The sequence below is a fragment of the Bradyrhizobium sp. CCBAU 051011 genome (genome assembly GCF_009930815.1).
GTDB lineage: Bacteria > Pseudomonadota > Alphaproteobacteria > Rhizobiales > Xanthobacteraceae > Bradyrhizobium.
The window spans coordinates 4,941,484-4,954,348 of the sequence record NZ_CP022222.1; the positions used below are offsets into that span (position 1 = coordinate 4,941,484).

A 12,865-nucleotide genomic window follows, 5' to 3' on the forward strand; every position below is an offset into this window, starting at 1 on the left:
TCGCGCGAGGCGCGAAATCCCTGCCAAGACGCGGTGCCGGGCACCAATCCGCATCGCCTTAGCGTTCGCTTAAGTTCGCTCTGACACGGTGGCGTCAAGGATAATGGGGGCGTTCCGGCGCGTCTGTCTGACGAGCAAGCCGAAGCGCGAGAGCCGTGATTGTTTTGAGTATCATCCGCGATTGTCTCGATGCGTTGCTGCATCCCTCGGCACGATATGATGCGCTGACGCGTGCGCGTCATCGCGCGTTCATGGCGCCGCGGCTGCTGGGCAGCCTGGTAGCGCTTGCGGCTTTTCCGATCTATCTGGCGATGCGCGGGGCGCCCACCGCGCTCGAGGTTGCGGCCTTCGCCTGGCTGATCGCTCCCATTCTGTTGTCCTGGTTCCTGTCGCGCACCGGCCGCTACGAAGGCGCGCATATCCTTTCCGCGCTGGCGCTGGCAGGCCTCGTCATGATGGTCGCCGTGACCACCGGCGGCATCGAATCCTTCGCCGCGGTCTGGCTCATCGTCGTTCCGCTCGAAGCTGCGCTATCGGCCTCGCGCCGCGTGGTCGCGTTCGCTTCCGCGCTGGCGCTGTCATGCGCCGCCTTGCTGATCGCGCTCGGACATTTTCATCTGCTGCCGGTGGCGGAGCCGAACGCGGCACTGCACGGCGTCCTGATGGGGGCGGGCGTCGCCTCGGCGACGCTCTACGCGGCGGGACTCGCCGTCAGCGCCGAATCGCTGGCGCGCACGTCCGTGTCGCTGCTCTATCTCGAAGAGGACCGTTACCGCCTGCTGGCACGAAACATGAGCGACGTGATTTCGCGTCACAACCGCAATGGCGCTGTGGGGTTCATTTCACCGGCGGCGGAAGCCATGCTCGGCACGCCCTGCACCCGGCTCACCGGCCATGGCCTGTTCGACCGCGTCCATGTCGCCGATCGGCCGGCCTATCTTACGGCGTTGTCGGATGCCGCGGGGGGGAGCGAGCAGCGCAGCGTCGAATTCCGCCTGCGCCGCGATGCGGTGCGCGGCCAGAACAGTTCCGCCGATTTCATCTGGGTCGAAATGCGCTGCCGGCCGCTCGAACAGGCTTCCCCCGAGGCCGAGGTTGTCGCCGTGATGCGCGACATTACCGACCGCAAGCTCCAGGAGCAGGCTCTCGAAACGGCGCGTGCCGCCGCCGAGCAGGCGGATGCCTCCAAGACGCGCTTCCTCGCCACCATGAGCCACGAACTGCGCACGCCGCTGAACGCGATCATCGGTTTCTCCGAGATGATCGTGCATGAAGAGGCGATGATGCTCGATACTGCGCGCCGACGCGAGTATGCGCAGTTGATCAACGATTCCGGTCAGCATCTGTTGTCGGTCGTCAACGGCATCCTCGACATGTCCAAGATGGAAACCGGCAATTTCGAAATTTCGCCGGAGCCGTTCGCGCCGCGCGCGGCGCTGTTGCACTGCTGCAATCTGCTGGCGCTGAAAGCGCGCGACAACGGCGTCGATCTGATCACCCGCGCGGCGGAGGATTTGCCTGTCATGAACGGCGATCCCCGCGCGTTCAAGCAGATCGCGCTGAACCTCATCACCAATGCCATCAAATTCACCGAGCGCGGCGGCAGCGTGACGGTTTCCGCCGCGGTCGAGGGATCGCGGCTGATGCTCAGTGTCACCGACACCGGGGTCGGTATCGCGGCCGAGGACCTCACGCGGATCGGCGATCCATTCTTTCAGGCCGGCAAGACCTATCAGCGCAAGCACGAAGGCACCGGCCTCGGCCTGTCGATCGTGAAGGGGTTGGTCGCATTGCATGATGGCGAGATGAATGTGCAGAGCAGCGTCGGCGAGGGCACCACGGTAACCGTTACCTTGCCGCTTGACTTTGCGCCGTCGCTGGCGCCTTCAAACAACATCGCGACGCTGAAACCGGCGCAGCGACCCGAAACTCAGGACGAAGCCCATCAGGTGAAGAAGCGTGCCTAGGCGTATTGACGACGACGAAGACGAGATGCCGCGCCGCCGCCGCCGTGGCGCCAAAGCGGTCGCGATCGAAGCAGAGGAAGAGCGTGGCCTCGTGATGCGCATCTTCCTGCACAGCCCGAAGGACATGATTGCGGGCCTGCTCGCGGCCGCCGCGATCTGCGCCATCGTTGCCAATGCGTTGTTCCTGCAGGCCGGCCGCCATCCCTCGCCGATGTTCGGCTCGGTCGTGACGCTACCGGCGCCGCAAGCTGCCGTCGTCAGCCCGTTGCCGCGTCCACGTCCGGTCGAACTGACCGGAAGGCCGGTCGATTCCGATCCGCCGGAAATCCGGCCGGTCGAGGTGAGGAGCGCTGAGCCCAAAAGCTCTGATCCCAAGAGCTCTGATCCCAAGAGCGCCGACCCCAGGAACGCCGACCCCAGGAACGCTGACCCCATGGCCAATCTGGTGGTCAAGTCGACCGGCGCGCCCGCCGCGGCGCCTTCGAATGTCGCGCGGCCGCCGGCGCCGATTCCGGCCACTACGCAAAGCGCCGGCGCGCGCCGCGTGGCGGCGGTGCAGCGCGCGCTCACGCAATATGGCTACGGCCAGTTGAAGCCGACCGGGGCGGTCGGTGCGGACACCCAGGCCGCGATCTCCAAATTCGAGCGTGACCGCAAGCTCCCGGTGACCGGGCAAATGTCCGATCGGCTGGTGAAGGAACTCACGGCCATGATCGGGCACCCGATCGACTAGCGTCCGCCCGGTCGCTGGCCTATCGTCTGAAACATGCGATTGAAATCAAGCATCTGGGTGGCCGCTTACCTGCGCCGCTGCCAGAATGAGGGAATCTTTGGCGCTGTGCGCAAGCGCGGGGCGGAGGAGGCAGGGGCGGTGTTTATCAAGGTGGCGCTGCTTGACGGCAACGCCATGCTGTATGCGCCCGCGCCGCAGACCGTTTATGACGAGAGCCGGCCGGCCGAGCGGCTGTTTGCGCCGGCTTCGCCGCAGCCGGTGCCGGAGCAATCGGTGGAGGAGCGCCTCGCCAAGGAACTCCGCTTCGATCCCGACGCGTGGATCGTCGAGACCGAGGACCGGGCAGGGCGGCATTTTCTGGATCTGGCGAAGGCCTAAAGCGTGATGATTTTTCTTCGGATCGTCATCCCGCTTTAGCTTTTTGTTTGAGCATGATCTCCGCGCAAACGCGTTCCGCGTTTGTCGCGAGGGAAAACCGCTACCCACTTTTCCGGATCATGCTCTAGCTGTGGGGCCTCAACAGGTTGTTCCCGGTTAGAGCGAGTCTGCTGATGGGTGGCATCGCGCCGATACTGCCATGAGGGCGATGCCAATTGTAGCGGTGAAGCCATCTTGGCAGTTCGGCGGCGCGTTCTCTTGAGGTGTTGTAGGCGCGGGCATAAGCCCACTCGCGCAAGCTGGTCTGAATGAAGCGTTCGGCCTTACCGTTGGTCTTCGGCGTGTATGGCTTGGTGCGAATGTGCTTGAGGCCGAGGCGCTGGCAGGCTTTGCGGAAGGCGCGCGATTTATAGCAAGAACCGTTGTCGGTCATCACCCGCTCGACCCTGACGTCCAGGCTGGCGCAGTAAGCGATCGCAGCTTTGAGGAAGGCCACGGCGCAACCCTGCCGTTCGCTCTTCATGACCTTGCTGAAGGCGATCCGGGAAGCATCGTCGATACAGACGTGGACGTATTCCCAGCCAGGCCCTTCGCCGCGGGCACGCAGGTTGCTCTGACCGGTTCGATCGCCGGTGATGCGATGGCCTACCTGGTTGAACTTGCCGAGCTTTTTGATGTCGATGTGGATCAGTTCGCCGGGATGTTCACGCTCGTAGCGCCGCACCGGTTCGGCCGGTTCCAGGTCGCGCAACCGGTTCAATCCCAGTCGCCGCAGGACACGACTGACAGTCGCCGGAGAGATGCCGAGTTCGGCCGCGATCTGCTTGCCCGTGTGGCGCTGTCGGCGCAGCGCCTCGACCGCAGCGCATGTGGCAGGCAGGGTTTGGCCTGGCAATGAATGGGGCCGTGAGGAGCGATCACGCAACCCATCAACACCTTCCTCCCGGAAGCGCTTGACCCATTTGGCGACCGTCTTCGCTGTGACGTTGAACCGGAGCGCGGCTGCGGCCTTCGTCAGGCCGCCCTCGACCACGCTCCGCACCATGGCCTCTCGACCTTTCGGCGTCAGAGGCGCATTCTTATGGGTGTCCATTCGGTCCTCCGGGGATTGGCTAAAGCTTCGACAACTTCAGCTTCCTCGTTCAGGACTGGATGGACAACCTCCTGAAAGCTCACATCTAGCGCTTCGAGCCGTCGGTGCCGGTGCGAACCGCCGGCGCGGTTCCGGGCTGAACCGCGGGACGCGTTTGCGAATTCGCCACGCGCGCGCGATGCCGCTCGTCATCGTACAGCGCGGCGCGATATTTGGCGCGGCTGACTGCCATGGTCGAGCCGCGCCAAGCCGCCAGCATAACCAGCGCGGATCGCTCGCTCAAACGGTCGTAAAGTCGTGACAAGCGATAGACGTTATGCACGGACGAGCCGAACTCGGGATTGAGGAACAGCAGCACGCGCTGGAAGGCCGCGCTCGGCATGTCAAGCGCGCGTGCCGCACAGGCCAGCGGCTCGCCGCCGGGGTCGTTGACGACCTGCGCAGCGATCCGCGATGGCAGGATTAGAGCGTCGCCGAGTTCGAGTGTGAAGTTTTCGGCATCCTCGGCGAAGGCGGCCATCTCCAGGATATGGAGCGCGCGGGCGGCGCGCGCCGCGGAAATTCGCGGCGCGGCCTTCAGCGGCGTGTCGTAGAGATTGTGCAGGATCTGCGCGCGCTCGCTCGGACCGGCTGTGAAGAACATGTCGGTGATTTCTGCGGCATCATTGGGCCGCATTGCGAGACTGGATGCCATCCGCAACTGCGCTTCGCTCAGTGGCTTCACTGTCGGCGCATCGGCTGGAGCCGCGGCAATCGCAGCCGCGACCGGCAGGGCTTCGCCGGACTTCGAACGCCGCAGGCCAAGCTTGTCCATGATCTCGGCCGGTGTCGCCGGATAGATCGCAAGCCGCGCTCGTACGGCGGCGCGGGTGGCGTCGTCGACCTGGTCGATCAGGCGGGACGTCAGTTCCACGAACTGACGTTCCTCGTCGGCAGAGTGGGCGCTGGCCTGGACATAGAGGTCGGTCAGCACGCGCAGCAAGGTCGGGCGGATATCGACGCCCTCGCGGCGCGAGAGCGTCATCAGCCCGTCGAATCCCGGAAACAATGGAGCTGCCGTCATGTGAGGTTGTACGCGACTTCGGTAATTCCCTTCGCGGCAGCCTACGCAGGGCACTTTAAGAGTTGGTTAAGGAAAACAGCCCCTGAAGAAATCCGATAAAATTTGAACTTTCGGTGCGCTGATGGAGCGCCGTGGCCCGTAACTGTACCGCCTGCACAAATTAAGATGCCGTTAACCACGTTCTGTTCTGAATAATGGCATGTCGCCGGTCAAATCGTGTCCGCGCGGCAACCAGAGAGAACAGAACATGGGCACCATCATTGAATTTCCGGCGGATGCGGCTTCGCGGCGGCCGGGCTCAGCCATGGATGGCGCTCCACGCGATGGTCTGGGAACCGTGCTGATCCTTCCTGTTGTCCGTATCGAGCGTAAAGCCGGCGAGACCGGCGATGGGCGCGGACCGGAAGAGGGCACTGCGCCCGGTCGCCGTCGCCGTCGGCGCCCCTGAACGACGGACGTTTGAAATGCCGGAGAAGTGCCTCCCGATCCGGACCACCGGGCTTCGGTCGCTCCCGGCTCTCATGCTGCTCGTGGCAAGTGCTGTGCTCGGCGGCTGCAGCGGCGGCGATTTCGGCCGCACCCGCGCCGACATGCGCAACGACGACATGCACCGCTGGCTGGGCGCCGAGGCCACGGCAAGCGTCGGCCTCAAGCCCTCGCACTTCCAGCTCACCGAAAGCGAACGCCAGCTTCGCGATCTAGCCTATCCCCTGATCGAGCCGCCGCATTCGCGGCCCGCATGGAAGAGCGTGTTCGGCGATTACCAGCCGCTGCCCTCGCCATGGCGGCAGAAGGTCGTGTTCGACCGCACCACCTACGGGCGGGCCTTGATCGACGAGCCGCACCGCTCGCACACCTCGCGTTATCAGCAGATCATCGAGGACGTCCGCAACGACATCACGCGGTTCGAGCCGTTCTTTGCCTCCGCCGTGCGGGTCATCGAACTCGACCGCAAGCGCAGCGCCAGCCTGAGCATGGTGTCGGAACTGTCGCCGCGCGAGCAGGCCGATGCGATCGCCCGCATGGAAGAGAACACGCTGATCGTGCAATGGGTCCAGCAATGCCTGGAGCGGCGCATCTCTTCATACCGCTGGGCGCTGGAGCGGCTGGTGATCCACGCGCCCGACGGCATCGCGGCCGACGCCGACCGCCTGATCGGCGAACTCGCGGCGCAAACCGCCAATCCGCCGGTAGCCGCGCAGCCCGTGATCGGACGTGCCGTGACCGTAAAAGGCTAGGGCCGCGGTTCATTAGCGAACCTACGCGGCTGCAGCTGTTGGCACCTAGGCGGCACGAACGTAGCCGTAGCGGAGGTTCGAGGGCTGCTTCGCAGCTTGAGCGTACTCGTTCTTGAGCGCCGCGAGGCGATCCTCGGAAAAGGTTGGCATCCTCGTGTTTTCAGCCGCCCTGAGCTTGATCTTGTAAAACCTGACTGCGTTGCCGGAGAAGATCAACTGCTTGGTGGCGCTATTGGCGTCGCCGAGCGGTGCAAAGCCGTATTTCTTCTGCATATCCTCCGGAATTTCGAGGCGGCGCAGCGCCTCGATCTGCCACTGCGGTGAGCCGTACCAGACCGAGTCAGTGCCCCACATGACGTGATCGACCCCCATGCCCTTGATCAACGTGCCGACCAGCGCGGCGCAGAATTTGGGATGCGCCACCGCCGAGTTGGCAAAGGAGGTGCCGAGCTCGGCATAGACATTGGTGACGCCGAACTTCTGCGGGATTTCCGCGAGATCCGTGGCCCACTGGATGCGGCCGGTCTGCTCGAACTCCGCCCAGGCCTTGTCCGGCAGCTCGAGGAACGCCCGCAGCGCCGAGTGATAGATCACGAAGTTCATCTGAGGCCAGTCCTTCGCCGCCTTTCCGATGTCCCATGCGGTTGCGTATTCCCACACGCCGGCGAACGACTTCTCGTAATCGGGCGGCAGCAGCCCCTTGTGGATGCACAGCGTATTGATGCCAGCCTTCACCGCTTTTTCGTAGAACGGATACATCACCTGCTCGTCATCGAGGCGCCAGGGGAACTTGGAGGGCGCCAGCGGATCGCCAATCGTGTAGGACTTCCAGGAATCCGGCTTGTAGACCTCGATCGCCTTGTCGACCTCCTCCATCCAGCCGGGCTGCTTTGGAGTGATGACGCTGTGTGCCAAGAGGCGGCGCGAACCGGCGAAGTCGTTGATGAGTTCGCGTGCCTTGACGATCTGCTCGTTGGAAAGAAGCCACCAGCTCGGATCGTCGAACGGCGCTCCGCTCAAGAGCGCCACGTTGGTGTCGCTGTCGTAGTAGATCTCTTTTACATAATTCTGGAACTTGTAGCGGGCGAGCGAGGAGACGCCTTCTTCCTTCATCTTCGGATTCCAGTGCTGGCTTGCAAAGTCGGCCAGCCCCAAGAGCTCCTTGTGATCGAAGTCGTCGCGCACGAAATGGGTCTGAACGTCGAAGATGAACTGGCTGGAGAGGCCTTGCGCGCGCGCCAGCATCAATTCAGGCTCTCGAGCCTCCGCGGGCGCGACCTGGAAAACATTGCCATAGACGTCGTTCATGGCGAGGAATGCCGCCGCCATGCCGCAACTCGTGTGCAGGAACTGCCTGCGGCTCAAGCCGAGATGCTTGCCATTAACGTCGGCGAGTTCGTTGATCCGTGCCTCGACCTTCTTTTGCACAGCGCTCTGCGGAGGCGGCAAATACTCGCCGTTGGAAACAATCTGAGTGGGAATAGGGGTTGCCGCTGATGCTGCCTCCGCGCCTGCGACAAGACGTTGCTCTCGCTCACTAAGCCAGGTGCTCATTGTTCTTCTCCATCCTTGGGCGCCATCGACGATGCTGGTCGGTGCGCGCATGAGGCCCGCGCGTTTGGCCACTGCCGATCAGTTAGATGGACGAAATAGCCGTACCCTCCCGTTCAGCTACGCGCCGGCGGGTCTCTTCATCATTTCGTGCTGCGAGAGTACGGACGCACTTGAAAAGCTACTTGCGGTAGTGGCGGCATCGAAGGCGAATTCAATGCTCAAACTTCCATTGGCGCAAGCAAGTTATCCGACAGTCACACTGTCCCAACGCACCGCGACTGGCAGGGTTTTGCCAGAGCGAGCGGCAACGTACTGCCGTGGTCGTCGAGCAAAGGCGTGACGTCGCCCTTTGGCCGATATTGTTGCAGAAGTCTTTTTGGGGTGGCGACCAAAATTCTAAGAGCCGCTGATGCGCTTTACGCGCGGCAACGTGAGGGGGCGCCTTCTTGAGGAGGCTGCGCACGCGGCGGATGACTTCGGTGGCGCGCCGATCATCCTGTGGAATATCGCCGACCATATCTTCGAGTTGATATCGGGACGGGTAGACTTAAGCAGTGCTAGTGCCGCTTCGGCATTCACGTGCATAGGCATTTTATTACTGATTGAAATCAGGTTGCGGAAAGAGACTTCTCCTTATCCGCTCGATCAGGAAGTTTGAGCCGGCGTCCGATAGATGAACTCTATCGGTAGTTATCACGTCACTTGGCGCAGGGCCGACGCGCGTCATACACCCTTCCGAGTTACACAGGGTGTGCCATGCTGAGATGTATTCCACCCCGGCGGACTTGCTGAATGCTTCCATTCTTTCATCGTCCTGAGGTCCGGACATGCCGGTCGTTATCCTCTCGGCGATTGCGTGCCGCAATCGGTAGAAATTCACCAGCGAATGAGGAAGCGTGCGCTTCCAAACCGGTACCGGCCCCAAAATGACGATCCGTTTAATGCTGAGAGCCTTTAGCTGCCCGATCGTTTCCCGGAGCTTCTCGAGGTCCTTGACGCCACCCCACCACGCGTGCAGCAGCACGATCTCGGGATGTGACGATCTTATAATGCCAAACACGATGTCATTGGCCGCGTCACACCTGGCATCGGTTCCGGCCGCCAATATCGGCGCGCAAGCTGAGGCCGTGAAGCGAGCGAGGCGAAACGGAACAGTTGCCTGAGCATTCTTCAATCCCGGGTAAAGGGCTGCCGCGGTGGAATCTCCCCATAGAAGCATGACGGGCCTATCGCCCTCTTCGATGCAGCTCGAGTTAAATTCAGATCCCGGTGTGTCCAGGAAGCACTTGTCACTGAGCCCAGCATTACTGTGCGGCGCAAGCTGCGCGATATCGCGAATTTCCGAGGGAAAGCGAAATCCAAAGCCGGAAGCAATAACAGTCACGATCCCTGCCACGCCGACCGTGACCAATCCGAAAGCTAATTTCGGCGCTGTATTTTTCCGCTGGCGGAGCGGAATTTCTACAAAACGATATGTCAGCCACGAGAGGAGCACCGCACCGAGAACGACAGCCCAAATCTCGATGGCGGTTGGCATTCCGTTCCGCACAATCCCGAGATAAGACAATAGCGGCCAGTGCCAGAGATATAGCGGATAGCTGATCAGTCCGATCAGGACCATCTGCCGATTCGACAAAAAAGTCCTGTTCACCGGGGAGTTTGGCGAGAGGATAATCAGCACCGCGCCAAGCACCGGCAGCAGGGCATAAAGGCCCGGAAATGAACTTTCCTTGTTTAGCGTTATCGCAGCGAAGATAATTGCTGCAACGCCGAGCATTGCCAGCACGTTCTCAAGTTTCGCAAAACGTCGTTTTTCGCGTTCCGGAGCGTCGGTGTAGTAGGCGACAATGCCGCCGGCCAATAACTCCCAGGCTCTCGGTATTGGCGAGTAAAAGGACCAGTCTTTGTAGCCGAAAAAAATCATCAGGCTGAAGCCGAACGACGCGGCGGCGATGGCTGGCATCCACACTCCGCGCCGCTTCGACCCGAACACGAACAAAAGAGCTGGTGGCCAGAAAATGTAGAACTGTTCCTCAATACCTAACGACCAAAGATGCAAGAGAGGATTTTCGGCCGCGTCCGGCGCAAAATAACCGACCTGCCTGAGTTGAAACAGATTGGATACAAACGCAACGCCGGCGGCAATGCTCTTCCCAAGCATGGAAAAGCCATCGGGCAATAGAACAAACCAACCGATCAGGTAGGTCACGGCCAAAACGACGATGAGTGCCGGAAATATCCGCCGAATCCGGCGAGAGTAAAATTCCATGAACGAAAAGGTATTGGCCTTGATCTGCGAAAGAATGATGCGAGTGATCAGGAAGCCGGAAATAACGAAAAAAATATCAACGCCGATAAATCCGCCGGGGACGAGCCAAGGCTGAGCGTGATAACCGACCACCAGCAGAATGGAGATAGCTCGCAGACCATCGATATCGGGGCGATAGGCACCCGTCTTGCTTTGGTGATCCAGCCGAGCGATTGGCAATATCGTGTTCCCCAACTCGCTTATTGAGTGCTGCCATTACCACTAGAACCTCGCATCTAGAAGCTAAAATGGTGGCTTGGGTCGAACTGGTAGATGCAGAAACGGAGAGCCAACCCAGTAATCCGTGCCGCAGATAGCGATGGCAGACATTCGAGGCTGTCATCATACTTCCGCTCGCGTTGATGTTCGCTTCGGGTCCAAAAGGCGAAATTCCGGAGTGACCAGCGCATGTCTGCTTTTGCCTCAAAAGCAAACATCTCTCGTCCGGTGAGTACACGCCCTAGCGCTCGGTCTTGCCCGCCGATTTAGCGCGGCCAGCTTTGGGCCGTTGCCCCTGCAGTTTGGCGATGAAATTCTGCAGCACCTCCGAAGGCGGCCGCGCCGCGCCGTAGGCGAGGCCGACTTCGCGCTTCACGTCGACATCGATCTCGCGCACGGCGACATCTGAATTGGCCCGCGCCACGCCTTCGGGAACGATGGCAATTCCGACGCCGGCGGCAACCAGTGCCATCGCCCAATCTTCCGACTCGGCGATCGCCGCCGGTTGGCGGGGCGCCGATGCGGCGCGGCCGAAGAATTCGCTCTGTTCGCAATGGCAGCGATCGACCATGGCGACGCCGGCGAGATCCGTCGTGCGCAGCCGCTCCTTCAGCGTCAGCGGATGCGATGGCGGCAGCGCTGCGACGTAGCGCTCGACCCAGAGCGGAACGAAATGCTCGTCTTCGCGCAGCAGGTTTTTGGAGACGATCCGCGCGTCCGCAGTATCGTCAACGCCGACGAGGCGGAGCGCAACGTCGGACGTTCCGGTCAGCGGCTTCAGCAGCGCGATGGTTCGGGGACGATCGAGCGTGCGCATCAGGCCGAGCGTCAGCGAATTCCGCTTCGCCGGTTTTCGGAACAGGTTTTTTGCGGCGTCCGCTTCGTCGATGATGCGGCGGGCCACCGTGTGGAATTGTTCGGCCGCTTCCGTTGGCGCCACTCCCTTCTTGTGCCGGATGAACAACGCCGTGCCGAGCTCGGCCTCCAGATTGGTGATCGCCGCCGAGATCGAGGGCTGCGAGATGAAGCAGCGCTTGGCCGCCGCCGTGAGGTTGCGCTCCCTGAACACGGCGGCGAAATAGCGGAGCTCGCGGATATCCATAGTCCAATCCTATTGATGTTATCGAATATCGATATTTTACCTATGATGCCGAGCATGGCAAGCAAGGCGCCTGACCTTGGAGGAGACATCGTCATGCGCGTCCATCATCTCAACACCGGCACCATGTGCCCGATCGGCCGGCGTCTGGTGAACGGCAGCGGCAGCATTTTTCAGCGCGCCCGCATGGTCTGTCACTGCCTGCTGATTGAGACCAATGACGGACTGGCGCTGGTCGATACCGGTATCGGCCTGGACGATATCGCCAACCCGCCGCGGCTCGGACCGAAATGGGTCCGGCAGACCACGCCGCGGCTCGACCCGGCCGAGACCGCCGTCCGGCAAGTGGAGGCGCTTGGCTACTCGCGCAACGACGTGCGGCATCTGTTGCTGACGCATCTCGATCGCGATCATGCCGGCGGCATTCCGGATTTCCCGAACGCCAGGGTGCACGTCCATCGCCGCGAGCACGACATGGCGGTGGCGCGGACGGCACCGGCACCGAAGGGGCGTTACGTCACCGATCAGTGGAAGCATGGTCCGCAATGGGCATTCTACGGGGAGGGTGGTGAGGACTGGTTCGGGTTCAAGGGCGTGCGCGCGCTTGGCGACCGCGAGCCCGATATCCTGATGATCCCGCTACACGGCCATACGCTCGGTCATTGCGGCATCGCCGTGCGGAGTGGCGACAAATGGCTCCTGCACGCGGGCGATGCCTATTTCTTCCATGGCCAAATGCAGGCGTCGCCGCGAATGCCGCTGGTGCTCGGCCTGTTTCAGCGCCGCGCCGACATGGACCGCGCCATGCGCATTGAAAATCAGGAGCGGCTGCGAGCACTCAAGAAAGATCAGGGCGATGCCGTGACCATCTTCAACAGCCACGATCCCATCGATTACGACAACTGCCGTTGCGGTCAACAACACCAGGCCGGACCATCCGCCACACAGTGTTGATGTCCCCGCGCATCATCCATATTCCGCGATGCCAAGCGGCTGGCGTTGACGCCTGAGCGTTTTACCGCCATATACGGCGCATGAATAAGCTTCTGTCAGCCGCATTGACCACCACCGCGACCGCTCACGGCGGATCGCCTGCTGGTTGCGCGCGCTAAAGACAAGCGTACTTCACCAGAAAAGGCCCCGCCGGCGACGGACGGGGCCTTTTCTGTTTTTGATGGTCCCCGTCCGCGCTTTTTCCCATCACAAGGAACTT

11 protein-coding genes are annotated in these 12,865 nt (G+C 61.8%); 6 read left to right on the plus strand and 5 right to left on the minus strand.

Annotated features, from left to right (window positions below):
- Window positions 1-155 precede the first annotated feature (155 nt).
- The 3 genes from ACH79_RS23045 to ACH79_RS23055 are packed head-to-tail and all read left to right on the plus strand — an operon-like array spanning window position 156 to window position 3,078.
- On the plus strand, window positions 156-1,967 hold the full coding sequence (locus ACH79_RS23045) for a cell wall metabolism sensor histidine kinase WalK (RefSeq protein WP_161853051.1): 1,812 nt from the start codon (window positions 156-158) through the stop codon (window positions 1,965-1,967).
- Entirely contained in the window at window positions 1,960-2,700 is a 741-nt protein-coding gene (locus ACH79_RS23050; protein WP_246738072.1) for a peptidoglycan-binding domain-containing protein, read from the plus strand. Before ACH79_RS23045 ends, ACH79_RS23050 begins: the two co-directional genes overlap by 8 nt.
- Window positions 2,701-2,733: 33 nt before the next feature.
- Entirely contained in the window at window positions 2,734-3,078 is a 345-nt protein-coding gene (locus tag ACH79_RS23055) for a DUF1491 family protein (protein ID WP_057835166.1), read from the plus strand.
- A 124-nt stretch (window positions 3,079-3,202) separates the two neighbouring features.
- Here ACH79_RS23055 and ACH79_RS23060 read toward each other — a convergent pair whose 3' ends face one another.
- Together ACH79_RS23060 and ACH79_RS23065 are read right to left on the minus strand one after the other, a co-directional pair.
- Entirely contained in the window at window positions 3,203-4,171 is a 969-nt protein-coding gene (locus ACH79_RS23060) for an IS481 family transposase (RefSeq protein ID WP_161853052.1), read from the minus strand.
- Window positions 4,172-4,256: 85 nt separating this feature from the next.
- Window positions 4,257-5,234, minus strand: a complete 978-nt coding sequence (locus ACH79_RS23065) for a DUF2336 domain-containing protein (RefSeq protein WP_161853053.1) — start codon at window positions 5,232-5,234, stop codon at window positions 4,257-4,259.
- A gap of 247 nt (window positions 5,235-5,481) precedes the next feature.
- Between ACH79_RS23065 and ACH79_RS44100 the strand changes: the two genes are divergently transcribed.
- Window positions 5,482-5,682, plus strand: a complete 201-nt coding sequence (locus ACH79_RS44100) for a hypothetical protein (protein ID WP_161856507.1) — start codon at window positions 5,482-5,484, stop codon at window positions 5,680-5,682.
- Between the two features lie 16 nt (window positions 5,683-5,698).
- Entirely contained in the window at window positions 5,699-6,472 is a 774-nt protein-coding gene (locus ACH79_RS23075; protein ID WP_161853054.1) for a hypothetical protein, read from the plus strand.
- A gap of 45 nt (window positions 6,473-6,517) precedes the next feature.
- Here ACH79_RS23075 and ACH79_RS23080 read toward each other — a convergent pair whose 3' ends face one another.
- The 3 genes from ACH79_RS23080 to ACH79_RS23090 form a co-directional block, all read right to left on the minus strand.
- Window positions 6,518-8,026 carry an amidohydrolase family protein gene (locus ACH79_RS23080; protein WP_161853055.1) on the minus strand — a complete coding sequence of 503 codons (1,509 nt, stop codon included), beginning with the start codon at window positions 8,024-8,026 and terminating at the stop codon, window positions 6,518-6,520.
- Between the two features lie 595 nt (window positions 8,027-8,621).
- On the minus strand, window positions 8,622-10,514 hold the full coding sequence (locus ACH79_RS23085) for an acyltransferase family protein (protein ID WP_161853056.1): 1,893 nt from the start codon (window positions 10,512-10,514) through the stop codon (window positions 8,622-8,624).
- Window positions 10,515-10,794: 280 nt separating this feature from the next.
- The gene (locus tag ACH79_RS23090) at window positions 10,795-11,655 is read right to left on the minus strand and encodes a LysR family transcriptional regulator (protein WP_161853057.1); all 861 of its coding nucleotides are present in this window, start codon (window positions 11,653-11,655) and stop codon (window positions 10,795-10,797) included.
- Between the two features lie 93 nt (window positions 11,656-11,748).
- On the opposite strand from ACH79_RS23090, the gene ACH79_RS23095 reads away from it, so the two are divergent.
- Window positions 11,749-12,606 (plus strand): MBL fold metallo-hydrolase, encoded by an 858-nt coding sequence (locus ACH79_RS23095; RefSeq protein WP_161853058.1) that lies wholly within the window; start codon window positions 11,749-11,751, stop codon window positions 12,604-12,606.
- Window positions 12,607-12,865 lie beyond the last annotated feature (259 nt).